This is a genomic window from Kitasatospora sp. NPDC058063 (genome assembly GCF_042885395.1).
GTDB classification, from domain to species: domain Bacteria; phylum Actinomycetota; class Actinomycetes; order Streptomycetales; family Streptomycetaceae; genus Kitasatospora; species Kitasatospora lactacystinica.
The window spans coordinates 276,275-298,612 of record NZ_JBHVSD010000010.1 but is presented as its reverse complement, the minus strand read 5'-3'; the positions used below and the strand labels follow the sequence as shown (position 1 = coordinate 298,612).

The window sequence follows — 22,338 nt, the reverse complement described above, 5'->3', positions numbered from 1 at the left end:
GCTTCGAGTGCCTTCTCGAAGCCCGCGCCGACTCGCGAATTCCCTTCCGCTCAGGTGCCGTTGAGGGCGTAGCTGCGGAAGGTGGCCAGCAGCGGCAGCACCTCGGTCTTGCTGGGGTCCTCGGTGACGGCCCGCATCGCGTCGATCACGGTGTGGGCGATGATCTTCGTCACCGAGAGGTCCTCCGCCGGGGCGAGGGTGCCCCAGGCCTTCAGGGTCTGGGTCAGCAGGGCGCTCATCCGGGCGCCGATGTTGGAGCTGACGGCGTCGGAGATCTCGGCGATCTCCTCGTCGCTCATGGTGGCGCGCAGCCCGAAGGCGAGCGCCATCAGGGTGTCCATGGCGTGCTCGCCGTACGCGGCGACCAGTGCCGGCAGCGGCCGTTCACCGGTGCCGCCCGCCGCCAGGGCGAACAGCGCCTCGTCGTCGTCCTTCCACGCCGCCTCCAGGGCGGCCAAGGCCCGCAGGGCCTCGTCTGCGGTGAGCCCGTCTGTCATGGAAAGAACGGTATTGAGCCGTCCCGGCTTCCGACAGGGGCGGAAGCCGGGATCACCCCTTCGAGCGAAGCGGGGCCGATTCGGGCCGGTGGACGTGCGCGAAGTGCTCCGCGTCCCAGCTGCCGCCCAGCTCAGGGGCCGGCGAGGTGTACGCGAGGGCGGCGAAGTCCTCGGCGCCGCCCGCTCGTTCCGGCAGGGCGCCGAGCAGCGGGGCGCCGGCGGAGCGGGGCAGGTCGGCCCCGAGCCCGGCGGAGGCGATCAGCAGCCCCTCGGCCGGAAGCCCGGCGTCGAGCACGGCCGTCACCTGGTCGGCGAGCGTGCGGCCCTCGTCGTCGTAGCGGGCCGGCAGCTCCAGCGAGTCCGCAGCCCAAGGCCAGGACCTGCGTAGGTGGTCGAAGGCGCCGGCTTCGCTGAAGCGTCTGACAAATCGGCCTCGGGTGCTGGAAACTGACGGTCACGTCAACTCCAAGCGCAGGAGTGCGCAGGCCGAGTGACAGGAGAGGCAGTCATGGCACTACGGTTCGTGGGGATCGACCCGGAGACGGGCAAGGACCAGAGTCCGACCGTCTGGGTGGATGACGAGTCCGGGGACTTGGTCGTGCAGACCTATGCGGCCGACGAGACCTTGATCGGGAAGGCCCTTGAGGCCGGGCACGGACCCGGCCACGACAACTCGATCCCCGACAGCGAAGTGGTGGTTCGAATTCCGCACCGGATGGTGCCGATCCTCAGGAGGGCATGCGATGCCGCAGAAGGTTCCGAGCTTCTATGAGCTCCTGGACGCCGCCGAGCACTCGGCCGTCCACCTGGAGATGCGGGACCAGTACGGCATCACGGAGGAGTCCGACGAGATCGCCCGGTCGCGCGTGGGGTCGTCGTCCGGCGGGCGCGGATCGTGTCGGAGCCGGTGACGACCTACATCCGCTACGAGCACCACATCACCCAGGTGAACGTGGCTGCCGGTGAACGGGTCCGCTGGCTCCCGCGAAGGCAGGCGTCGGACCTCGCCCTCCCCGGCAACGACTTCTGGCTGTTCGACGGAAAGCTGGTGCGGTTCAACCTGTTCGACGGATACGGGAGGGGGTTGGGGCCGCAGCACTCCGACGACGCCGACCTGGCGAGGTTCTGCGCCTCGGCCTTCGAGGCTGTCTGGGAACGGGCCGTCGACCACGAGAAGTACACCGTCTGAGCCCGATCGACGGACCACCGGGCCATGCCACTCTCTCCGTCGTCAAGCGCCCAGAACGCCCGCGAGACCATCGCCGCCCGCCTGAAGGAACCGCGAAGGGACGCCGGACTGTCAGGGCACGGCCTGGCTCTTCTGGGCGGACGATCTGCTCGCGATGGACGAGGAGACCGCCGGAACCGTCCAGGCCCTCGTCGACCCGGACCGGCCGGTGCACGTCCTCGGCTCCGGCATCGCCGACCCCTGGGGCGGCGCGCGGGAGGACTTCGACACGGCCGTCTCGGAGATCCAGGACGCCACGAGGCTGTTCTACGCCGCTTAGCGGCACCGCAGGTTCCGGCCGCTCCCGACGCCGGTCGCCGCCAGGGTGGTCAGTGCGTGTCGTCGTCCCTCCACGCCGCCTCCAGGGCGGCCAAGGCCCGCAGGGCCTCGTCTGCGGTGGGACCGTCTGTCATGGATGGAACGGCATGGGCCGACAGCCGCACTGAGAAAGGTTCCGGTATCGGCCTCACACCCTCGACGAAGCCCGGCCTACTCGGGCCGGTGGACGTGCGCGAAGTGCTCCGCGTCCCAGCTGCCGCCCAGCTCAGGGGCCAGCGAGGTGTACGCGAGGGCGGCGAAGTCCTCGACCCCGCCCGCTCGTTCCGGCAGGGCGCCGAGCAGCGGCGCGCCGGCGGAGCGGGGCAGGTCGGCGAGGTTGCAGCGCTCGGCGAGGCCGGGCTCGGCGGGCCAGGAGCCGACGAGCACACCCGCGAGCGGCAGGCCCCGGGCCGCCAGGGCCTCCGCGGTGAGGGAGACGATGTTGAGCGTCCCGAGCCCGGCCGAGGCGATCAGCAGCACCTCGGCCGGAAGCCCGGCGTCGAGCACCGCCCGGGCCTGGTCGGCGAGCGTGCGGCCCTCGTCGTCGTAGCGGACCAGCAGCCCGCCCGCGCCTTCCACCAGGACCAGGTCGTGTGTGGAAGCCAGCTCGGCGACCTCGGACACCACCTCGGCGGGGGAGAGGTACGGCATCCCGGCCCGTCGGGCGGCGGTGTCGGGCGCCAGTGGCTCGGGGTAGCGCACCAGCTCACGGATCGTCAGCTCGCCAGCCAGGCGCCGGACTTCGGCGGTGTCGCCGGGCTCCTCGGCCGTCACGCCGGTCTGCCCGGGCTTGAGCACCGCGACCTTCAGCCCGGCCCGCAGCGACGCCGAGGCGACGGCGGCCGTGGCGACGGTCTTGCCGACGTCCGTATTGGTCCCCGTCACGAACAGGATGCGCGCGCTCATCCCTTCACCGCCGCGGCGGTCACGGCGGCAGCGATCCGTGCCACGTCCTCGTCCTCCGTCACATAGGGGGGCATCGTGTAGATCAGATCCCGGAAGGGCCGCAGCCACACGCCTTCGCGCGCCGCCGCCCCGGTGGCCGCCCGGACGTCCACCGGGTGGTCCAACTGCACGACGCCGATGGCCCCTTGGACCCGTACGTCGAGTACGCCGGGGACGTCCGCAGCCGCCGCGAGACCCTCGGTCAGCCCGGTCTCGATCCGCTTCACCTCCGTCGACCAGTCCTGCCCGAGCAGCAGCTCCAGCGAGGCGTTGGCGACCGCGCAGGCCAGCGGGTTGCCCATGAACGTGGGCCCGTGGGCGAGCACCGGCACCTCGCCGCGGCTGATCCCGTCCGCGACCTCGCCGGTGCACAGGGCGGCGGCCAGCGTCAGGTAGCCGCCGGTCAGGGCCTTGCCCAGGCACATCACGTCCGGCGAGACGCCCGCGTGGTCGGCGGCGAACAGGGCGCCGCTGCGCCCGAAGCCGGTGGCGATCTCGTCGAAGACCAGCAGGACCCCGTAGCGGTCGCACAGTTCGCGCAGCATCCGCAGGTAGGCGGGGGAGTGGAAGCGCATCCCGCCCGCGCCCTGGACCGCCGGCTCGACGATGACGGCGGCCAGCTCGTCGGCGTGACGTGCCATCAACTCCTCGAACCGCGCCGCGTATTCGGGGTCGATCGGAGCGTCGAACCCGGCCGGCGGCTCCGGGGCGAACAGCTGGCCGGGCAGCACCCCGCCCCACAGGTGGTGCATCCCGCCGTCCGGGTCGCACACCGACATCGGGTGGAAGGTGTCCCCGTGGTAGCCGCCGCGCCAGGTGAGCAGCCGGCGCTTGGCCGGCCGCCCGGTGGACTGCCAGTACTGGAGGCACATCTTCATCGCGACCTCGACGGCCACCGAGCCCGAGTCGGCGAGGAAGACGTGCCGCAGCGGCTCCGGGGTGATCTCCACCAGCCTCGCGGCCAGCCGGACGGCGGGCTCGTGGGTGAGCCCGCCGAACATCACATGGCTCATCCGCCCCAGCTGCTCGCGCACCGCCTCGTCCAGCACCGGGTGCCGGTAGCCGTGGATCGCCGCCCACCAGGACGACATCCCGTCGACCAGCTCGCGCCGCCCGCCCTCGACCGGCTCGGCCAGGCGCAGCCGCACCCCGGAGGCGGACTCGACCACGTACGGGGTGACGGTCCCGGGCATCGGCCCGTACGGGTGCCACACATGGGCGCGGTCGAGGGCGAGCAGGTCGGCTGCGGACGGCTGGAGCATGGTGCGTTCTCCGGAGGGTCGGAACTGTCAGGCGTTGGGCGCGAGTTCGGTGCCGGCGCCGCGGCGGCGGACCTTGACGAGGTCGCTGCGGAGCTCGTCCTCGGCGCCGGATGCGGCGACGGCCGCCGGGGAGACGGTCTCCGAGGGGACGGTCTCCGAGGGGACGGCGTCGGAGGGGACGGTCTCCGAGGGGACGGCGTCGGAGGGGACGGTCTCCGGGGCGGAGGCGTCCGAGCCGTGGGCGTGCCCGCCGCACGGCCCGCAGCCGCCGCCGCTGCCGCAGGCCGAGGCCGCGGTGCCGCAGCCGCCGCCCGCCCGCTCCGCCTCGGCGACGTCCGCGCGGTGGCGCGGCAGGGTGGCCTCGCCGGCGCCCTCGACCTCGAAGCCGGCGTCCTTGATCATGTCGAGGTCGGTCTGCCCGGCCTGGCCCTCGCTGGTCAGGTAGTCACCGAGGAAGATGGAGTTGGCGATGTGCAGGCCGAGCGGCTGCATCGAGCGCAGATGCACCTCGCGCCCGCCGGCGATCCGCACCTCGGTGTCCGGGTTGACAAAGCGGACCATCGCCAGGATGCGCAGGCAGCGCTGCGGGGTGAGGTTCCACTCCTTGGCGAGCGGGGTGCCCTCGAACGGGATGAGGAAATTGACCGGGACGGAGTCCGAGCCGAGGTCGCGCAGGGCGAAGACGACGTCGACCAGGTCCTCGTCGCTCTCGCCCATGCCGGCGATCAGGCCGGAGCAGGCGGACAGGCCCGCGCCGTGGGCCTTCTGGACGGTGTCCACCCGGTCCGCGTAGGTGTGGGTCTTGGTGATGGTCCCGTAGGTGCCCTCGGAGGTGTTGAGGTTGTGGTTGTAGGCGTCGGCGCCGGCCGCCTTGAGCCGCTCCGCCTGGTTGTCGGAGAGCAGGCCGAGGCAGACGCAGATCTCGACCTCGGGGTCGGCGTCCTTGATGGCGGCCATGGTGTCGGTGACCCGGTCGATGTCGCGGTCCGTCGGACCGCGGCCGCTGGCGACCAGACAGACCCGCTTGGCGCCGCCGGCCACCCCGGCGCGGGCCGCGTCGGCGGCCTGGTCGGGCTTGAGCCAGGTGTACTTGAGGATCTCGGCCTTGGACCCGAGCCGCTGCGAGCAGTACGAGCAGTCCTCCGGGCAGAGCCCGCTCTTCAGGTTCACCAGGTAGTTGAGCTTGACCCGGCGGCCGAACCAGCGGCGGCGCACCTTGCCGGCCGCGGCGACCACGTCGAGCAGCTCGTCGTCGGTGGTGGCGAGGACGGCCAGGGCCTCCTCGCGGGTCGGGACTTCGCCGCGCAGGCCCTTGGCGGTGAGGGTATCGAGCAGATCCATGGGGCCGATCCTGCCTGGTGGTGATCGAGCGGCGCCAGAGCAAACCCGCCAGAAGATCGGTGTGAGGATGTGCCGATTGCCACAGTGTCGAAGGTCACGGCTCCGCCGCTGGTCACGCGCTTGACGCGAGGCCGGGCCGGAGGTTACCGGCGGGTAGGGAGTGGGTGGTGAGCGGGCGGCGAGCGTGGCGCCGGGCCGGTGGCCGAGGGCCGCGGCGGACGATGATCCACAACCCCCGACCCCGTGACCCACGCCACCCCCCGGTTGCTTAGAATCTGCGCCATGACCACGCAGGGGGAGCGCACCCCGACTCCGGGAGAAGGCCGGGAAGGCCGGGCAGAGCAGGGGGTCGGCGGCGACGCCGGCACCGATGGGGGGACGGACCGCACGCGGGGCCGTCGGCTGACGGCCCGTCGAACGGTCGGGTGGATCGTCGTCGTCGGGGTGGTCGCGGCCGGGGGATGGATCATCACCCGCCCGATGCCCGGCGACTACATACCCGGGCTCGGCCCGTCCAGCAAGGACGCGACCGCGACGCCGAAGGTGGTGGGCGCCCCGCCGCCGCGCACCGACCCCGAGGCCCTCAACGTCGACAACCTCTTCCCCGCCCAGCGGCCCGTCGAGGTCGGCGCCTTCAAGGCGCGGCGCAACGGCGTCCGGCAGGGCGAGAACTGCGCCGAAGTGCTCCAGGACCGCACCCAGGACCCGCTCAAGGACACCGGCTGCCAGAGCTACCTGACCGTCAGCTTCAGCGGCCAGGACCGCCCGGTGCTCAGCAGCGTCACCCTGCTGCGCTTCCCCGACCAGCCCTCCGCCGCCAGGGCCGCCGACGCCCTGCGGGCCAAGCCCGGCGCGGTCGCCTTCATCCTCGCCGACACCACCACCGCCCCCGCCCAGCCGCCCGGCGGCGCCCGGACGGGCGGCGAGCCGCGGATCGAGGCGGTCGGGCACTACGTGACCGTCACCAGCTCGCGCTCGGGCGACGGCCGGCCGGCCACCACCCCCGGCAGCACCGGGGCACCGGCCACGCCGCTCCCGGGGGCCACCGGCACGGCGCCCAGCAGCGAACAGACCCTGGACGAGGCCACCCGTGCGCTCTCGTACGCCGCGGGCTCGCCGTTCGCCTGGATGTGACGGCGGCCTGACGGCGGTCCGATGACGACGGCCGGATGACGGCCCGATGACGAATCCCCCCGGAAGCCGCGGCCTCCGGGGGGATTCGTCATCGTCAGGACCGGATCCGTGACCGGGCCCGCGCCCGGACCGGGATCCGGCTCAGCCGCCGAGCCGGTCCACCGCCGTCACCCGCAGCACCGCCCGGCCCTCCTCGTCCGAGCCGTACAGGTCGACCTCGGCGCTGATGCCCCAGTCGTGGTCGCCCTCCGGGTCGTCGAAGATCTGCCGGACCCGCCAGGAGGAGTCCTCCTCCTCGATGATCAGCATCTTGGGGCCGCGCGCGTTCGGGCCGGTGCCGAGGTCGTCGTACTCCTCCCAGTACCCGTCCATGGCGTCCGCCCAGCGGTCCGCGTCCCAGCCGTACTCGCCGTCCAGCTCGGCGAGCTCCTCGTAGTGCTCCAGCGCGCACAGCTCGACCCGGCGGAACATCTCGTTGCGCACCAGGACGCGGAAGGCGCGGGCGTTGGCGGTGACCGGCGCCGGCTTGTCGTCCAGCCGCACCTCGGCGGTGGCCGCCTCGGTCGGGTTGGCCAGCTGCTCCCACTCGTCCAGCAGGCTGGAGTCGACCTGGCGGACCAGCTCGCCGAGCCAGGCGATGACGTCCTTGAGGTCGTCGGTCTTCACGTCCTCGGGGACGGTCTGCTCCAGCGCCTTGAACGCGCCGGCCAGGTAGCGCAGCACGATGCCCTCGGTGCGGGCCAGCTCGTAGAAGCCGACGTAGTCCGAGAAGGTCATCGCCCGCTCGTACAGGTCGCGGACCACCGACTTCGGCTGCAGCTGGTGGTCGCCGATCCACGGGTGCGCCCGGCGGTACACCTCGTAGGCGTGGGTGAGCAGCTCCTCCAGCGGCTTCGGGTAGGTGATCTCCTGGAGCCGCTCCATCCGCTCCTCGTACTCGATGCCGTCCCGCTTCATCTCGCCGACGGCCTCGCCGCGCGCCTTGTTCTGCTGGGCGGCGAGGATCTGGCGCGGGTCGTCGAGGGTCGCCTCGACGACCGAGATCACGTCCATCGCGTACGAGGGCGAGGTCGGGTCGAGCAGCTCGAAGGCGGCCAGCGCGAAGGTCGACAGCGGCTGGTTGAGCGCGAAGTTCTCCTGGAGGTCCAGGGTGAGGCGGACGATCCGGCCTTCGGAGTCGGGCTCCGGCAGCCGCTCCACCACGCCGCCCTCCAGCAGCGAACGGTAGATGGCGATCGTGGTGCGGATGTGCCGGCGCTGCGCGGCCCGGTCCTCGTGGTTGTCGGTCAGCAGCTTGCGCATCGCCTCGAAGGCGTTGCCCGGGCGGCCGATCACCGACAGCAGCATCGCGTGGCTCACCTTGAACCGGGAGACCAGCGGCTCCGGGTCGGCGCCGATCAGCCTCTCGAAGGTCTCCTCGGTCCAGCCGACGAAGCCCTCCGGCGCCTTCTTGCGGACCACCTTGCGCTTCTTCTTCGGGTCGTCCCCGGCCTTGGCGATCGCCTTGTCGTTCTCGATCACGTGCTCCGGCGCCTGCGCCACCACCTGGCCGACGGTGTCGAAGCCGGCCCGGCCGGCCCGGCCGGCGATCTGGTGGAACTCGCGGGCGCGCAGGATGCGCACGCGCTGCCCGTCGTACTTGGACAGGGCGGTGAACAGCACCGTGCGGATCGGCACATTGACGCCGACGCCGAGCGTGTCGGTGCCGCAGATGACCTTCAACAGGCCCGCCTGGGCGAGGCGTTCGACCAGCCGGCGGTACTTCGGCAGCATGCCCGCGTGGTGCACGCCGATGCCGTGACGCACGAAACGGGACAGGTTGCGGCCGAACTTGGTGGTGAAACGGAAGCCGCCGATCAGATCGGCGATGGCCTCCTTCTCCGCCTTCGAGCACATGTTGATGCTCATCAGCGACTGGGCCCGCTCCACCGCCTCCTTCTGGGTGAAGTGCACGACATAGACCGGCGCCTGGCCGGTCTGCAGCAGCTCCTCCAGGGTGTCGTGCATCGAGGTGCGGCGGTACTCGTAGAACAGCGGCACCGGGCGGGTCGCGTTGCGCACCACCGTGGTCGGACGGCCCGTGCGGCGGGTCAGGTCCTCCTCGAAGCGGCGGACGTCGCCGAGCGTCGCGGACATCAGCAGGAACTGCGCCTGCGGCAGCTCCAGCAGCGGGATCTGCCACGCCCAGCCGCGGTCCGGCTCCGCGTAGAAGTGGAACTCGTCCATGACCACCTGGCCGATGTCCGCCCGGGTGCCGTCGCGCAGCGCGATCTGGGCCAGCACCTCGGCGGTGCAGCAGATGATCGGCGCGGTCGGGTTCACGCTCGCGTCGCCGGTCATCATGCCGACCTGCTCGGTGCCGAACATCTTCACCAGGTCGAAGAACTTCTCCGACACCAGCGCCTTGATCGGGGCGGTGTAGAACGTCCGCTGCCCCGCCGCCAGCGCCGCGAAGTGCGCCCCCGCCGCCACCAGGCTCTTGCCCGACCCGGTCGGCGTCGCCAGGATCACGTTGTTCCCCGACACCAGCTCGATCAACGCCTCCTCCTGCGCCGGGTACAGGGTGATCCCCCGATCCTCCGCCCAGGCTGCGAACGTCTCGTACAGCGCGTCGGGGGTGGCGGGCTTCGGCATCAGATCAAGGAGGGTCACCCGGCTATCTTGCCTGCTCGCCGCCACCCCCGGCAAAGCCCGGGGCCGCGACGGGCAGGTCGGGAGGCCGTCAGAACGGTGCGGCGGGCTCCCGCGCGGCCAGCTGCGGGTCGTTCGTGCAGCCCTGGGCGCGGACCAGCTCCCTCGCGGTGCGCAGGGCGGCGGCGATACGGATCCGGTGGACCTCGGTGACGGGGGTGTCCGAGGACCAGCGGTCGCCGGTGATCGTGACCAGGCGGTACGGCCTCTCGGAGGGCTGCCCGTCCGTTTCCGGGTAGTCGCAGCGGACCAGCAACTGCACCGTGCCCTCGTGGAACAACCAGCCCTGGGCTCCCGGTCCGAAGTCCAGCGGCGCGGGGCGGATCGGCTCCCAGCCGGTCGACTCGGCCCCGGTCTTCGCCTGCCGGAACTTCTCGTCGCGATTCTCGGTGGAGATCTTTGCGACCGAGTGGCTCAGCGGGTTGTCGTCCTCCCACGTGACGTCGCAGGCGGCGTCGTGGGAGTACTCCCGGTCCGTGAGCGCCTTCCGGTCCTGCCAGGCGACGGTCCTGTGTCCCTTTCCGGACAGGGTGGCCAGGTCGTCACGGGTGAACGCGTCCCAGCAGGCGCCCCGCGGCACATCGACTCCCTGCCAGGGCTTGACGTACCAAAGCCCGCCCCCGACCCCGGCCGCGAGCACCGCCGCGCCGAGTGCGATCGGCAGGACACGGCGGCGGCGCGGACGCTCAGCCACCGGCCTTCCCCTTCGACAGCTCAGGCACGGCCGGGGCCGCCGCAGGCAGCTGCACCTGGTTGGTGCACCGGTACTCGGCGGCGGCGACCCGGGCGACCTTCAGTGCGGCATCGGCGTACGCCTGGCGGGCCTTGGCGGGCGAGGCGCCGTCCACCGGCTCGCCCCCGGCCTCGACACGGACGTACTGCGGGGCCTTGAGATCGGGACGGTCCCCGGGCGGCACCTGGAAGTCGCAGCGCACGTAGAGCCGGACGAAGTGATCCGAATCGTCGCTGGCCAGCCCCACTGCCCCGGGGCCGAAGTCCAGGTCGGCGACGGCGTGGTGCCTCCCGGTGTCCCGGGCGCGGTCGGCGTCCACCCCGTCCCAGGCGGGGTGGACCCGGACGTCGAGGAGGAAGCCGCCGGAGCCGTCGTCCCCGTTCCAGACGACCCGGCAGTCGGTGCTGCGGACCCGGGGCTCGTCCGGCACGGCCGGCGTCTGGAGCCGGGCCCGCGGCACGGCCTCGTACACCTTCCCGAACCGCCCGGCCAGCGGCTTCAGGTCATCGCGTGACAGCGCGGACCAGCAGGCGCTCTGCGCGATCTCCAACGACCGCCACGGCTGCCAGGCCCACAGCCCGCCCCCCACGGCGGCGGCCACCGCGAGGCCCCCGGCCAGCCACGGCAGCACCCGGGGCCGCCGCCACCACGACGGTGGCGGCGGCGGGTCGTCGGGCGAGCGCGGGATGATGTGTGCGACGTCGACCACGGGTCATCACTCCTTGGCGGCGGCTGCCGCCGCCTGTTGCTGTTGGAAGAGGCGATGGCCGGTGTTGCAGCCGGCGTCGAGGCTGGCGGAGCCCTGGCGGGCCAGCTCGCTCAGGTAGTTCGGGTCGAGCCCGGAATCGCGGCCGGCGCTCTTGACGGCGTCGACGACTGCCTGCTGGGAACCCGTGACCGAGGTGGCCACCTTGGTTCCGGCGTCGTCCGCCGCCTGGTTGGTCGTGTCGACGTGGTAGCTGTTCGCCACGTTGGTCATGATTTCGTCGACCTGATCGTTGATGAGGCCGCCGACCTTGGGAATCTTCTCGGCCGCGACGCCGCCGGTGTAGTCCCAGACGGTCTTGGCGATGTCCTTCTTCGCGTCGATCGCGTCGTTGACCTCCTGGTCGGAGACCGCGTGATTGTGGAAGATCTCGTCCGACATGGCGCTGGTGATCAGGCCCGTGACGATCCCGCCCGGCTTCGTCACGTTCTCGATCGACATGCCCAGGTCCTTGTGGAGCTCCGGGTGGGCCATGACCTGCTGGATCTGGGCCGTCTGGTAGGCCTGCTGCGCGGTGGCGATGGAGGCGTACGCGTCCGTGTCCCGGCCGACGGCCAGCAGGAGCCGCTGGACGTCCTTCTGTGCGAACTCGGTGGCGACACCGGGGGCGGGTGCCACGCCCGGAGTCCGCTCCTTCGCGCCCGGTCCCTCCAAGGAGTTCTCGATGTCCGCGATGTAGTTGGCGGTCATGTTGCCGACGCTGCCGTTGAGGTCGGAGAAGACCCCGCCGTGCAGCAGGCTCGGTCCGTCGCCGTTGCCGAAGCGGCCGACGACCTGCTGCATCACCGAGCTCATCTCCGCCGTGTGCGGCGGGTACTTGCCCTCCGTGTCGTCCCAGGCGCGGCCGGTGGCGGCGGCCTCCAGGGCGTGTCCGAGCGGGCCGACGTTGTTCGGGTCGGCCGGGCCGCCTTCGAGCGGGCGCAGCGGGTAGTTCATGTCGACGAGGACGGAGTTGTTCCCGGAGTCGGTGAACAGCTTGAAGTAGGTGTTCTGGCCGCCGGTGCTCTTGACGCTGCCGTCCGGGTTGTACGTGGTGACCGGGTCGTTGAAGAACTTGGTGGCGGCCTCGGGGCTGTGGCCGAACGCGTCCAGGATTCCGGACAGCGGGTTGAAGCCCTTGAGGTTGCCGTCCTTGTCCGGCTGGCCGATGAACTTGAACTCGTCGAACGGGTAGCCGCCGCTGCGGTAGGCCGGGACCTCCCAGCGGGTCGGGTTCTCCTGGGTGAGTTGGGTGACGTGCGCGGCGATGGGGTTGAGGAAGTGCGCGTCGTACGTTCCGTTCCGCAGCAGGTTGGCCATGATCTGGTAGCCGTACGGGCTCTTCGCCGGGTCGGCGCCGGGCCGGAGCGGGATCTGCGTGGCGCCGGCCGCGCGGAACCGCTTCTCCCACTCGTCCGAGACGTGCAGCGGCTGCTTGGTGTCGGTCGCGGTGGCCAGGGTGAGGCCCAGGTCCTGCTGGATGCCCTTGATCGCCGCGCTGCGGGCCGGGCTGTTGGCGTAGTCCCCGCTCTGCGCCATGGCGCCGTACTTGGCCATGAAGGTCGCCGGGTCCTGGTTGCCGTAGAAGGACGTGGCGAACCGCGGGTCGCTCTTGTGGTGGTCCAGGATGTCCTGGAGGTGCTTGAGTTGGGCGTCGCTGGCCTGGTCGCCGAGGCCGAGGATGTAGGTGGCCGCCTTGGCCTCCTCCTCCGGGATGCCGCCGACGGGGTTGGCGTTGAACGCGGTGCCGTCGCTGCCGGTGTCGTCGCCCAGGGCCCGGGAGGCGTCCTGGTCGGCTTCGGTGGCCCGGTCGATGGCGTCGCCGATGGCCTTGGCGGCGGTCTCGGCCTTGGCCTTCCAGCTCCTGGCGTACTCGGGGTCCTTCTTGTCCTCCTGGGTCGTGGGCGGCGGCCAGTGCACCGCGCCCTCGCCGTCGACGGTGAGGCCCTCGTGGGTGGCGTTCTGGACCGCGGTGGTGAGGTCTTTCTTCGCCGCCGTGATCTCGGTGTGGGCGTCGCGGAGCGTCTTGGCCAGGGCCGAGGCCTCCTCGAAGGCCGCGTGGATCTGGTCGCGGGCCCAGGTGAGCTTGGCGTTGGCGAGGCCGGCGGCGTCGCCGTGCCAGCCGGACTGCTGGATGGTGCCGATGACCTCGTTCTGCATCCGCTGGGTGAGGTCCCACTTGCGGACGAGGTTCTCGAAGTCGCCCGCCGCGGAGGCGAGGCCGCCGAGGTCGACCTGCTGGAGCTGACTGAACGTCACCATGATCGTGCTGTATCCCCCCGTTCGCGCCGGCGCTAGCGTCCGGCGCCCTGCGCCTGGTTGAAGTGGGCCTGGATGTCCGTGTCGGTCCTGGTGTAACTCTGGGCCGTGGTCTGCAGGTTGGTGCCGATGTCGCCGACGGTGGTCTGCAGCCCGCTGGACTGGCTGGTCCAGGTGCCCCAGGTGGCGGTGAGCACGCCGCCGAGGTTCCAGCCCTTGAGGGACCCGGCGGCGGCGTTGACGTGCTCGCCGGGCTGGTCGCACTCGGTCTTGACGGCGTCCCGCAGGGCGAAGGCGTTCTGCGCGGCCTGCTGGAGCACGCCGGGGTTCACGGCGACGGTCTTGCCGCCGGCCGCCGGGCTCAGCGAGACCGGTGCGGCGTTGGCGCCGGCCAGGTCCGGGAACTGCTTCTTCGCCTCTTCGGTGAGATTGCCCTTGTCGTCGAAGAGCCACGGATTCATGCGACGCTCGAATTCGAGGTCGGTCATTGTTTTCCCCCGGATAATGATCGGCAAGGATCGTACTATTTTTGCGGCCGTGATTTCGGTGAATTGAATATTGATACCTGGTTAACATGTGGTGAATCACGACTGGATTGGCCGGTTCATACTGTGCCGATCCGCACATTGCCCGACACGCGGTGGCATGCCAGAGTGCCGGGCATGAACCATCCGCTCGCGGCCGAGCCGCGCTCCGCCGTCCCCGCCCCTGCCCCCGCCCCGGCCGCCGTTCCTGCGCAGGTCTTCGACTGGCTCGACCAGACGGCCGCGATGCGGGCCGAGGCCGGGCTGACGCGGACGCTGCGCAGCCGGGCCGCGGACGACCCGGTGCTGGACCTCGCGGGCAACGACTACCTGGGCCTGACCAGGCATCCGGTCGTCACGCGGGCGGCCGCGGACGCTGCGCTGCGCTGGGGCGGCGGCTCGACGGGGTCGCGGCTGGTGACCGGGACGACCGCGCTGCACACCGAACTGGAGCAGGAGCTGGCCGAGTTCTGCGGAACGGAGGCCGCGCTGGTGTTCTCCTCCGGGTACACGGCCAACCTCGCGGCGCTGACCGCGCTCACCGACCCGGACACCCTGATCGTCTCCGACGCCTACAACCACGCCTCGCTGATCGACGGCTGCCGGCTCTCCCGCGCCGACGTCCACCGGGCCCCGCACAGCGACCCGGCGGCCGTCGCCGAGGCATTGGCCGATCGGGCGCAGCCGCGGGCGCTGGTGGTCACCGACTCGGTGTTCTCGGTGGACGGCGACGCGGCCCCGCTGCCCGCGCTGTCGGAGGCCGTCCGCGCGCACGGCGCCGCCCTGCTGGTCGACGACGCGCACGGGCTGGGCGTCCTCGGCCCCGGCGGCACCGGGGCGCTCGCGGCGGCCGGGCTCGCCGGGCAGCCGGACACCGTGGCCACCGCCACCCTCTCCAAGTCGCTCGGCTCGCAGGGCGGCGTCGTCCTCGGCCCGCGCCGGGTGATCCGCCACCTCACCGAGACCGCCCGCACCTTCATCTTCGACACCGGTCTCGCCCCGGCCGCCGCCGGCGCCGCCCTCGCCGCCCTGCGGCTGCTGCGCGCCGAGCCGGCCCGCGCCGAGCGCGCCCGCGAGGTGGCCCGCACCCTGGCCCGGCAGCTCACCGCCGCCGGACTGCACAGCTGCGAGCCCGAGGCGGCCGTGGTGTCCGTCCGCGCCCCGGGCCCCGAGGCCGCCGTCGCCTGGGCCGCCGACTGCCGCCGCGCGGGCCTCGCCGTCGGCTGCTTCCGCCCGCCGTCCGTCCCGGACGGCATCTCCCGGCTGCGGCTGACCGCCCGGGGCGACCTGACCGACGGGCAGATCGCCGAGGCCGTCCGCATCGTCGCCGAACTGGCCCCGGCCGGTGCGCGGGGCGAATGAGCGGACAGCGGAGCGACAAGCCGCTCGGAGCGACCGGGCCCGCCGGGCAGGACGGCGGGATGACCGATCTGCGCTGGGACGAGCACGTGGCACGGCTGCTCGATCCGACCGACGGGGGCTGCCTCGCCGAGGTGTTCATCGAGGACACGACGGTGGCGGACTGGCAGGCCCTGCTCGACCTGGTCGAGGAGCAGGGCTGGGCGTACGAGTTCATCGTGGGGTGCTTCGTGCTGCCGCTGCCGCGGGCCGAGGCGGTGCTGTCCCGGCCCGCCGGTGCCAGGTGCCCGGTTCTGTGCGTGCGGCCGGCCCCGGAGGTCTGCGCCGTCTTCCGGTTCCTCGGGGCGGAGCAGATCGGTTTCGACGTCGGCCTCGGCGAACTCCAGGGCCAGGAGCAGCTGGACGTCCTGTGCGGGTTCCTGACCGCGATCGGGCGGCGGCTGGGCAGGCCGGTGCCGATGTACGTCGAGGGCGACACCGGGGTGCCGTTCCTCGGGTACGACGCGGCCGCCGACCGGGTCCGGGCGCTGTGGTCGCCGCCGGTGGACTGACCGGGCCGGCCGGCTACTTCTTCCTCGCCCGGCTCGGCTGGACCCGGGTGGGCTCGCCGGCCGCCTTGGGGTGGTCCGGTGGGTACGGGAGTTCGCCGAGGCCCTCGTCGCGCAGTTGCTTCTCGTACAGCTCCAGCAGGGGCTCCAGGCGGAACGCCAGGCCGTCCATCTCCGCGTTCAGGTCGCCGAGTTCGGCGAAGCGGGCGGGGAGGGTGCGCAGGTCGAAGTCCTCGGGGGCGGCGTCGTCCAGCTCCTCCCAGCGCAGTGGGGCGGAGGCGGTGGCGCGCGGGCGGGCGCGCAGTGAGTAGGCGGAGGCGATGGTGCGGTCGCGGGCCATCTGGTTGTAGTCGACGAAGATCCGCTCGCCGCGTTCCTCCTTCCACCAGGCGGTGGTGACCTTCCCGGGCATCCGCTGCTCCAGCACCCGGCCGAGGGCGATCACCGCGTGCCGCCCGTCGGTGAACGTCCACTCGGGCGCCAGCGGCACGTAGACGTGCAGTCCGCGCCCGCCGGAGGACTTGGGCCAGCCGCGCAGTCCGTACTCCTCCAGCAGGGCGCGCAGTTCGTGGGCGGCGCGGACGGCGTCGTGGAAGTCGGTGCCGGGCTGCGGGTCGAGGTCGATCCGCAGCTCGTCGACGTGGCCGGTGTCGGAGCGCCGCACCGGCCAGGGGTGGAAGGTGAGGCAGCCCAGGTTGGCGGCCCACAGCACGGCGGCCGGCTCGGTGGGGCAGATCTCGTCGGCGGAGCGGCCGGAGGGGAACTCGATCCGGGCGGTGGGCAGCCACTCCGGCAGGCCCTTGGGGGCGCGCTTCTGGTAGAAGAACTCGCCGTCCACGCCGTCCGGGAAGCGCTGCAGGGTGGTCGGCCGGTCGCGCAGGCCGCGCAGCACCCCGTCGGCGACGGCCAGGTAGTACTGCGCGACGTCCAGCTTGGTGAAGCCGCGCTCGGGGTAGTACACCTTGTCCGGGTTCGACAGCCGGACGGTGCGCCCGGCGACTTCCAGTTCCACGGCTGAGCCCATGCCCCACACGCTAAGCGCCGGGCGCCCGGCGCGCGCTCCGGGGCGATGCGGGCGAGGATCGGACGCATGGACCTGCCCGTGATGCCGCCGGTGGCGCCGATGCTCGCCAAGTCGGTGGCCAGGATCCCGCCCGGGATGCAGTACGAGGCGAAGTGGGACGGCTTCCGTTCCGTCGTGTTCCGCGACGGGGACGAGGTGGAGCTCGGCAGTCGCACCGGAAAGCCGCTGACCAGGTACTTCCCCGAACTGGTCGAGGCGTTCAGGCGGGAGCTGCCGCCGCGCTGCGTGCTGGACGGCGAGGTGGTGATCGCCCGGGACGGCCGGCTGCGCTTCGAGGAGCTGCTGGAGCGCATCCACCCGGCCGCGAGCCGGGTCAGGCTGCTCGCCGAGCGGACCCCGGCCTCCTTCGTCGCCTTCGACCTGCTTGCCCTCGGGGAGGAGAGCCTGCTGGACGAGCCGCTGTCGGTGCGCCGCCAGGCCCTGGAGGCCGCGCTCGCCGACGCCGCCGACCCGGTGTTCACCGCCCCCGCCGCCACCGACCTCGACCTCGCCCGGACCTGGTTCGCCGAGTACGAGGGCGCCGGCCTGGACGGGGTGGTCGCCAAGCCGCTGGACCAGCCGTACCGGCCGGGGGAGCGGACCATGTACAAGATCAAGCACGAGCGCACCGCCGACTGCGTGGTGGCCGGATACCGCGAGCACAAGAGCGGCCCGGTGGTCGGCTCGCTGCTGCTCGGCATCTTCGACGGGGACGGCCGGCTCCAGCACGTCGGCGTCTGCGCCGCCTTCCCGATGGCCCGCCGGCGCGAACTCGTCGAGGAACTGGCCCCGTTGCGGATGGAGGACCTCTCGCAGCACCCCTGGGGCGGCTGGGCGGACGAGGCCGCGCACGCCGAGGGCCGGCTGCCCGGCGCGGTCAGCCGCTGGACCGGCGGCAAGGACCTCTCCTGGATCGCGCTGCGCCCCGAGCGGGTGGTCGAGGTCGCGTACGACCACATGGAGGGCACCCGGTTCCGGCACACCGCGCAGTTCCGCCGCTGGCGGCCGGACCGCACACCGGAGAGCTGCACCTACGCGCAGTTGGAGGAGCCGGTCTCGTACGACCTCGGCAAGGTGCTGGGCGGCTGACGACGCGCCGGACAGCGCGGCGGCGCGGGAGGGCCCGACCCGGTCGACCGGGTCGGGCCCTCCCGCGTACGTGCGGGTCGTGCGGGTGCGGTTCGAGAGATGTGCTCAGGAGATGTGCAGCGTGGCGGCGCCGGTGGGCGTGGCCGACGCGGTCTCCGCGGGCGAGGCTGTCGGAGAGCCGGTCGGAGAACTCGTCGGCGAGGGCGAGGCCGTCGGGGAGCCCGTGGGGGAGGAGGAGGCCGTCGGGGAGGCCGAGCCGGGCGGGGTGGGCAGCGTGTAGACGTTGTTCGGCGAGACGATCTGGGTGATCGCCCGTGCCAGGAACGTCGAGGGCTCCGAACCGTCGTGCAGGATGTCGGTGTTGAGCAGGATGGCCAGGCTGGCCTTGGCCTGCGGCAGGTAGATCACCACGCTCTCGTACCCGGGCAGCGAGCCGTTGTGGCCGATCCACCCGTGGGTGGTGAACACCCCGAAGCCGTAGCCGAGGTCCGGGGTCGGCCCGACCGGCACGAACTTCAGCCGCTCCGCCTGGGTGGCGGGCTTGATCAGCGGCTCCCCGGTGGCCAGGACCTTCGACCAGGTCTGCAGGTCGGCGAGGCTGGAGATGACGGCGCCGGCCGCCCAGCCCCAGGACGGGTTCCAGTTGGTGGCGTCCTCGACCGCGCCGCTGGCCGTCTGGTTGGTGTAGCCGTGGGCGTGCGGGTCCGGGAAGGCCGCGTCGGTCGGCAGGCTGGTCCTGGGGAGCCCGGCCGGGGTGAACACCTGCTGGTTCAGGAAGTCCTGGAGCGGCTGCCCGCCGACCTTCTCGACCACCAGGCCGAGCAGGATCAGGTTGGTGTTGGAGTACTCGAACTGGGCGCCCGGGGCGAAGTTCGCCGGGTGCTTGAACGCGTACGCGAGCAACTGGTCCGGTGTGAAGGGCTGGTTGGGGTTGCCGAAGAACGCCTGCTGGAAGCCGGAGTCCAGGGTGTAGTTGAACAGGCCGCTGCGCATCTCGCCGAGCTGGCGCAGGGTGATGCCGTCGCCGCCGGGCACGGTCGGGACGTACTTGGAGATCGGGTCGTCCAGGCCCAGCTTGCCCTGGTCCACGAGGCGCAGGATGCCGGTGGCGGTGAAGGTCTTGGACACACTGCCGATGCGCATGTACATGTCGGCCGACATCGGCGCCCCGGAGTTCTTGTCCGCGACGCCGAAGGTGCGCTGGTAGCTGCCGTCGGGAGCGGTGTAACCGACGATCACCCCGGGGATGGAGACCTCGCTCATCACCTGCTTGATCGCGCTGTCCAGCTGGTTCATGACGTCCTGGGTGAGCGGCACCACCGCGCCGGTGGCGCTGCCGGTCGGCATGGCGGTCGGGCTCAGCGCGGCCGGTTCGGCGGTGGCAGCCGGCTCGGCCTGCCGCGCGGGCCCGGCGTCCCCGGAGCAGGCGGAGACGGCGAGCAGGCCGCTCAGCGCGAGGGCGGCGGAGGCCACCCGTACGGACCGGGGGACGGCCGGGCGCGGAGTGCGGGGGACCCGCACGGAGCGGGGAACGGCCGGTCGGGGCCATCGGGTGTCGGTCATCGGCGCAGGCGCCTCTCTGGGGCGGACGGCCCCTTGGCGAAGGGCCCCGGAGCGCTCCCGGGCAGGCCGGGGCGCTGCTCCACGGGGCCGCGGGGGAGCGTCGCCACCGTAAGCACCGCCGCCGTACGGCCGCGCGCGGGTCGGTGCGGGGCTGGACCGAACGGGAGCGCGGTCAGCCGAGTGCCCCGTCCGGCTGGCGGCCCGGTGCCAGCCGCCCCGGCCGGGCCGCGCACGTTGCGCCGAGCCGCCCCGGCCGGGCCGCGCACGTTGCGCCGGGCCGCCCACCCCGGCCGGCGTCCCGTCGGACGGCGGCACGGCGGCCGCCCCGCGCTCGGCCGGACGGGTGAGCACCGGCATGCCGCACCCGCCGTCGGCCGCCGCTCGGGCACGATCGTTCAGCCCAGCTGTGGCCGCCCTTAAGAATTCCTCGATGGACCGCACCCCCTCCGACCAGGCAGATTTCTGCCTGCCCGGAGCGCACCCGTCAGGGACGGCCGAACCGGGCTCCCTCGGCCTGCCCCCGCACCCGCAGGCCGTCCCACCCGCACGTCAGGAGCCGCCGTGAAGGCACTCGTCAAGCAGCAGGCCGAGCCCGGGCTCTGGCTGATGGACGTCCCCATGCCCGAGATCGGCCCCGGCGAGGTGCTGATCAAGGTGCTGCGGACCGGCATCTGCGGCACCGACCTGCACATCCGCAAGTGGGACGGCTGGGCCCAGCAGACCATCAGGACCCCGCTGGTGCTGGGCCACGAGTTCGTCGGCGAGGTCGCCGAGCTCGGCGCCGGCGTCGCGGACATCGCGGTCGGCGACCTGGTCAGCGGCGAGGGCCACCTGGTCTGCGGCAAGTGCCGCAACTGCCTGGCCGGCCGCCGCCACCTGTGCCGCAACACCGTCGGCCTGGGCGTCAACCGTGACGGTGCCTTCGCCGAGTACGTGGCCCTGCCCGCCTCCAACGTCTGGGTGCACCGGGTGCCGGTCGACCTGGACGTGGCCGCGATCTTCGACCCGTTCGGCAACGCCGTGCACACCGCGCTGTCCTTCCCGCTGGTCGGCGAGGACGTGCTGGTCACCGGCGCCGGCCCGATCGGCATCATGGCCGCCGCCGTCGCCAAGCACGCCGGCGCCCGCAGCGTGATGATCACCGACGTCTCCCCGTACCGCCTCGACCTGGCCCGCCAGGTCGGTGTGACGCTGGCGCTCGACGTCTCCGAGCACACCATCGAGGAGGGCCAGCAGAAGCTGGGCCTGCGCGAGGGCTTCGACGTCGGCCTGGAGATGTCCGGCCGTCCCGAGGCGATGCAGTCGATGATCGCCAACATGACCCACGGCGGGAAGATCGCCATGCTCGGCCTGCCCGCCGAGCAGTTCCCGGTGGACTGGGCCTCGATCGTCACCTCGATGATCACCATCAAGGGCATCTACGGCCGCGAGATGTTCGAGACCTGGTACGCGATGTCCGTGCTGCTGGAGGGCGGCCTGGACCTCAGCCCGGTGATCACCGGCCGCTACGCCGCCACCGACTTCGAGGCCGCCTTCGACGACGCCGCGGGCGGCAACTGCGGCAAGATCATCCTCGACTGGACCGCCTGAGCCCGCCCCAGCCCCGCCGAACTGCTCCCGCCGAACTGCTTAAGGAGACCGCAGTGTTCGACAACGTGCGTGCCGACGTCGCCGCCACCCTGGACGAGATCCGCGAGGCCGGCCTGTTCAAGCCCGAGCGGGTGATCGGAAGCCCGCAGAGTGCCGCCGTCACCGTGACCGGCGGCGGCCGCCCGGGCGAGGTGCTGAACTTCTGCGCCAACAACTACCTCGGCCTGGCCGACCACCCCGAGGTGCTCGCCGCGGCCAAGGACGCCCTGGACCGCTGGGGCTACGGCATGGCCTCGGTCCGCTTCATCTGCGGCACCCAGGACGTCCACAAGGAGCTGGAGGACCGCCTCTCGGCCTTCCTCGGCCAGGAGGACACGATCCTCTACTCCTCCTGCTTCGACGCCAACGGCGGTGTCTTCGAGACCCTGCTGGACGACCGCGACGCCGTCATCTCCGACGCACTGAACCACGCCAGCATCATCGACGGCATCCGGCTCAGCAAGGCCCGCCGCCACCGCTACGCCAACCGTGACCTGGCCGACCTGGAGAAGCAGCTCCAGGACACCCAGGACGCCCGCCGCCGCCTGATCGTCACCGACGGCGTGTTCTCGATGGACGGCTACGTCGCCCCGCTGCGCGAGATCTGCGACCTGGCCGACCGCTACGACGCCATGGTCATGGTGGACGACTCGCACGCCGTCGGCTTCGTCGGCGCGGGCGGCCGGGGCACCCCGGAGCTGCACGGCGTGATGGACCGCGTGGACATCATCACCGGCACCCTCGGCAAGGCGCTCGGCGGCGCCTCCGGCGGCTACGTCGCCGCCCGCCGGGAGATCGTCGCCCTGCTGCGCCAGCGCTCCCGCCCGTACCTGTTCTCCAACTCGCTGGCCCCGGTGATCGCGGCCGCCTCGCTCAAGGTGCTCGACCTGGTCGAGAAGTCCAACGAGCTGCGCGAGCGGCTCGCGGCCAACACCGCGCTGTTCCGGACGCGGATGACCGAGGCCGGGTTCGAGATCCTGCCCGGCGACCACCCGATCGCCCCGGTGATGATCGGCGACGCGGCCGAGGCCGGCCGGCTCGCCGAACTGCTGCTGGAGCGCGGCGTGTACGTGATCGGCTTCTCCTACCCGGTGGTGCCGCACGGCCAGGCCCGGATCCGGGTGCAGCTGTCCGCGGCGCACTCCACCGAGGACGTCGAGCGCGCCGTCGCGGCCTTCGTGGACGCGCGCGCCGCCCTGGAGGGCTGACCTCCACCCAGGCTGCCCGTGGGCCGGACCGCTCGGAACCGGACCGGCCCACGGGCTCACAACCGCCGCGCGGCGGAGGCGAATCGACGCGCCCCCGCCGCACGGCCCCAGGACCACCTGCCCCACCCTCCCGCAACGGGGGCGGGACGCCGGCCCCGCCGACGTCCCGCCCCCGTCGTGGTTACCGGAGGACGGCTGCCGG

At 72.4% G+C, this 22,338-nt stretch carries 20 protein-coding genes and 1 pseudogene; 9 read left to right on the top strand and 12 right to left on the bottom strand.

From position 1 onward, the window contains the following. Positions 1–50 precede the first annotated feature (50 nt). Both ACFVUY_RS20060 and ACFVUY_RS20055 read right to left on the bottom strand, forming a co-directional pair. A complete protein-coding gene (locus tag ACFVUY_RS20060; RefSeq protein WP_359913369.1) occupies positions 51–497 on the bottom strand; it encodes a hypothetical protein in 447 nt (148 codons plus the stop codon). 52 nt (positions 498–549) lie between these two features. Then, positions 550–801 (bottom strand): hypothetical protein, encoded by a 252-nt coding sequence (locus ACFVUY_RS20055; RefSeq protein ID WP_387731564.1) that lies wholly within the window; start codon positions 799–801, stop codon positions 550–552. A 204-nt stretch (positions 802–1,005) separates the two neighbouring features. On the opposite strand from ACFVUY_RS20055, the gene ACFVUY_RS20050 reads away from it, so the two are divergent. The 3 genes and pseudogenes from ACFVUY_RS20050 (at position 1,006) to ACFVUY_RS20040 (ending at position 2,005) form a co-directional block, all read left to right on the top strand. Next, entirely contained in the window at positions 1,006–1,269 is a 264-nt protein-coding gene (locus ACFVUY_RS20050; protein ID WP_380549695.1) for a hypothetical protein, read from the top strand. Beyond that, a pseudogene (locus tag ACFVUY_RS20045) lies at positions 1,241–1,686 on the top strand (DUF6879 family protein). The gene ACFVUY_RS20050 and the pseudogene ACFVUY_RS20045 overlap by 29 nt, the downstream one beginning before the upstream one ends. Before the next feature lie 154 nt (positions 1,687–1,840). Continuing rightward, positions 1,841–2,005, top strand: a complete 165-nt coding sequence (locus tag ACFVUY_RS20040; RefSeq protein ID WP_387731561.1) for a hypothetical protein — start codon at positions 1,841–1,843, stop codon at positions 2,003–2,005. Positions 2,006–2,214: 209 nt separating this feature from the next. On the opposite strand, the gene bioD is transcribed toward ACFVUY_RS20040, so the two are convergent. The 3 genes from bioD to bioB are packed head-to-tail and all read right to left on the bottom strand — an operon-like array spanning position 2,215 to position 5,591. Continuing rightward, entirely contained in the window at positions 2,215–2,949 is a 735-nt protein-coding gene (bioD, locus tag ACFVUY_RS20035; protein ID WP_387731558.1) for a dethiobiotin synthase, read from the bottom strand. Beyond that, positions 2,946–4,250 (bottom strand): adenosylmethionine--8-amino-7-oxononanoate transaminase, encoded by a 1,305-nt coding sequence (locus ACFVUY_RS20030; RefSeq protein ID WP_387731555.1) that lies wholly within the window; start codon positions 4,248–4,250, stop codon positions 2,946–2,948. The genes bioD and ACFVUY_RS20030 overlap by 4 nt, the downstream gene beginning before the upstream one ends. Before the next feature lie 27 nt (positions 4,251–4,277). Continuing rightward, the gene (gene bioB, locus ACFVUY_RS20025) at positions 4,278–5,591 is read right to left on the bottom strand and encodes a biotin synthase BioB (RefSeq protein WP_387731552.1); all 1,314 of its coding nucleotides are present in this window, start codon (positions 5,589–5,591) and stop codon (positions 4,278–4,280) included. Between the two features lie 282 nt (positions 5,592–5,873). Between bioB and ACFVUY_RS20020 the strand changes: the two genes are divergently transcribed. Beyond that, positions 5,874–6,725, top strand: coding sequence for a hypothetical protein (locus ACFVUY_RS20020; protein WP_387686983.1), 852 nt, complete (start codon positions 5,874–5,876; stop codon positions 6,723–6,725). Between the two features lie 141 nt (positions 6,726–6,866). Here the strand turns inward: ACFVUY_RS20020 and ACFVUY_RS20015 are convergent, their stop codons facing one another. The 5 genes from ACFVUY_RS20015 to ACFVUY_RS19995 all read right to left on the bottom strand — a co-directional run bounded on the left by ACFVUY_RS20015 (position 6,867) and on the right by ACFVUY_RS19995 (position 13,641). Next, positions 6,867–9,359, bottom strand: a complete 2,493-nt coding sequence (locus tag ACFVUY_RS20015; RefSeq protein ID WP_387687393.1) for a DEAD/DEAH box helicase — start codon at positions 9,357–9,359, stop codon at positions 6,867–6,869. An 88-nt stretch (positions 9,360–9,447) separates the two neighbouring features. Beyond that, positions 9,448–10,110, bottom strand: a complete 663-nt coding sequence (locus ACFVUY_RS20010; protein WP_387731549.1) for a hypothetical protein — start codon at positions 10,108–10,110, stop codon at positions 9,448–9,450. After that, positions 10,103–10,858, bottom strand: a complete 756-nt coding sequence (locus ACFVUY_RS20005) for a hypothetical protein (protein WP_387731546.1) — start codon at positions 10,856–10,858, stop codon at positions 10,103–10,105. Before ACFVUY_RS20005 ends, ACFVUY_RS20010 begins: the two co-directional genes overlap by 8 nt. 6 nt (positions 10,859–10,864) lie before the next feature. Further along, on the bottom strand, positions 10,865–13,156 hold the full coding sequence (locus ACFVUY_RS20000) for a hypothetical protein (RefSeq protein WP_387731543.1): 2,292 nt from the start codon (positions 13,154–13,156) through the stop codon (positions 10,865–10,867). A gap of 32 nt (positions 13,157–13,188) precedes the next feature. Then, entirely contained in the window at positions 13,189–13,641 is a 453-nt protein-coding gene (locus tag ACFVUY_RS19995; RefSeq protein WP_387686993.1) for a hypothetical protein, read from the bottom strand. A gap of 174 nt (positions 13,642–13,815) precedes the next feature. On the opposite strand from ACFVUY_RS19995, the gene ACFVUY_RS19990 reads away from it, so the two are divergent. Next, complete coding sequence (locus tag ACFVUY_RS19990; RefSeq protein WP_387731540.1) at positions 13,816–15,039, top strand: 8-amino-7-oxononanoate synthase; 1,224 nt, start codon at positions 13,816–13,818, stop codon at positions 15,037–15,039. Then, complete coding sequence (locus tag ACFVUY_RS19985) at positions 15,036–15,587, top strand: hypothetical protein (RefSeq protein ID WP_387731537.1); 552 nt, start codon at positions 15,036–15,038, stop codon at positions 15,585–15,587. The genes ACFVUY_RS19990 and ACFVUY_RS19985 overlap by 4 nt, the downstream gene beginning before the upstream one ends. Before the next feature lie 13 nt (positions 15,588–15,600). Here the strand turns inward: ACFVUY_RS19985 and ligD are convergent, their stop codons facing one another. After that, complete coding sequence (ligD, locus tag ACFVUY_RS19980) at positions 15,601–16,608, bottom strand: non-homologous end-joining DNA ligase (protein ID WP_359913322.1); 1,008 nt, start codon at positions 16,606–16,608, stop codon at positions 15,601–15,603. Positions 16,609–16,674: 66 nt separating this feature from the next. Here ligD and ACFVUY_RS19975 point away from each other — a divergent pair, with 66 nt between their 5' ends. Further along, a complete protein-coding gene (locus ACFVUY_RS19975) occupies positions 16,675–17,736 on the top strand; it encodes an ATP-dependent DNA ligase (RefSeq protein WP_387686999.1) in 1,062 nt (353 codons plus the stop codon). 105 nt (positions 17,737–17,841) lie between these two features. Here the strand turns inward: ACFVUY_RS19975 and ACFVUY_RS19970 are convergent, their stop codons facing one another. Then, positions 17,842–19,299, bottom strand: a complete 1,458-nt coding sequence (locus tag ACFVUY_RS19970) for a serine hydrolase domain-containing protein (RefSeq protein ID WP_387731534.1) — start codon at positions 19,297–19,299, stop codon at positions 17,842–17,844. A gap of 561 nt (positions 19,300–19,860) precedes the next feature. On the opposite strand from ACFVUY_RS19970, the gene tdh reads away from it, so the two are divergent. Together tdh and ACFVUY_RS19960 are read left to right on the top strand one after the other, a co-directional pair. Beyond that, on the top strand, positions 19,861–20,889 hold the full coding sequence (tdh, locus tag ACFVUY_RS19965; protein WP_387687004.1) for an L-threonine 3-dehydrogenase: 1,029 nt from the start codon (positions 19,861–19,863) through the stop codon (positions 20,887–20,889). A gap of 53 nt (positions 20,890–20,942) precedes the next feature. Beyond that, the gene (locus tag ACFVUY_RS19960; RefSeq protein ID WP_359911169.1) at positions 20,943–22,136 is read left to right on the top strand and encodes a glycine C-acetyltransferase; all 1,194 of its coding nucleotides are present in this window, start codon (positions 20,943–20,945) and stop codon (positions 22,134–22,136) included. Positions 22,137–22,338: the final 202 nt, after the last annotated feature.

What these genes read in the sequence shown, in the direction of transcription:
- ACFVUY_RS20060 (WP_359913369.1), bottom strand. Translation starts at nt 497, where the DNA reads ATGACAGACGGGCTCACCGCAGACGAGGCCCTGCGGGCCTTGGCCGCC.
- ACFVUY_RS20050 (WP_380549695.1), top strand. Translation starts at nt 1,006, where the DNA reads ATGGCACTACGGTTCGTGGGGATCGACCCGGAGACGGGCAAGGACCAG.
- ACFVUY_RS20040 (WP_387731561.1), top strand. Translation starts at nt 1,841, where the DNA reads ATGGACGAGGAGACCGCCGGAACCGTCCAGGCCCTCGTCGACCCGGAC.
- bioD (WP_387731558.1), bottom strand. Translation starts at nt 2,949, where the DNA reads ATGAGCGCGCGCATCCTGTTCGTGACGGGGACCAATACGGACGTCGGC.
- ACFVUY_RS20030 (WP_387731555.1), bottom strand. Translation starts at nt 4,250, where the DNA reads ATGCTCCAGCCGTCCGCAGCCGACCTGCTCGCCCTCGACCGCGCCCAT.
- bioB (WP_387731552.1), bottom strand. Translation starts at nt 5,591, where the DNA reads ATGGATCTGCTCGATACCCTCACCGCCAAGGGCCTGCGCGGCGAAGTC.
- ACFVUY_RS20020 (WP_387686983.1), top strand. Translation starts at nt 5,874, where the DNA reads ATGACCACGCAGGGGGAGCGCACCCCGACTCCGGGAGAAGGCCGGGAA.
- ACFVUY_RS20015 (WP_387687393.1), bottom strand. Translation starts at nt 9,359, where the DNA reads ATGCCGAAGCCCGCCACCCCCGACGCGCTGTACGAGACGTTCGCAGCC.
- ACFVUY_RS20000 (WP_387731543.1), bottom strand. Translation starts at nt 13,156, where the DNA reads ATGGTGACGTTCAGTCAGCTCCAGCAGGTCGACCTCGGCGGCCTCGCC.
- ACFVUY_RS19995 (WP_387686993.1), bottom strand. Translation starts at nt 13,641, where the DNA reads ATGACCGACCTCGAATTCGAGCGTCGCATGAATCCGTGGCTCTTCGAC.
- ACFVUY_RS19990 (WP_387731540.1), top strand. Translation starts at nt 13,816, where the DNA reads ATGAACCATCCGCTCGCGGCCGAGCCGCGCTCCGCCGTCCCCGCCCCT.
- ACFVUY_RS19985 (WP_387731537.1), top strand. Translation starts at nt 15,036, where the DNA reads ATGAGCGGACAGCGGAGCGACAAGCCGCTCGGAGCGACCGGGCCCGCC.
- ligD (WP_359913322.1), bottom strand. Translation starts at nt 16,608, where the DNA reads ATGGGCTCAGCCGTGGAACTGGAAGTCGCCGGGCGCACCGTCCGGCTG.
- ACFVUY_RS19975 (WP_387686999.1), top strand. Translation starts at nt 16,675, where the DNA reads ATGGACCTGCCCGTGATGCCGCCGGTGGCGCCGATGCTCGCCAAGTCG.
- ACFVUY_RS19970 (WP_387731534.1), bottom strand. Translation starts at nt 19,299, where the DNA reads ATGACCGACACCCGATGGCCCCGACCGGCCGTTCCCCGCTCCGTGCGG.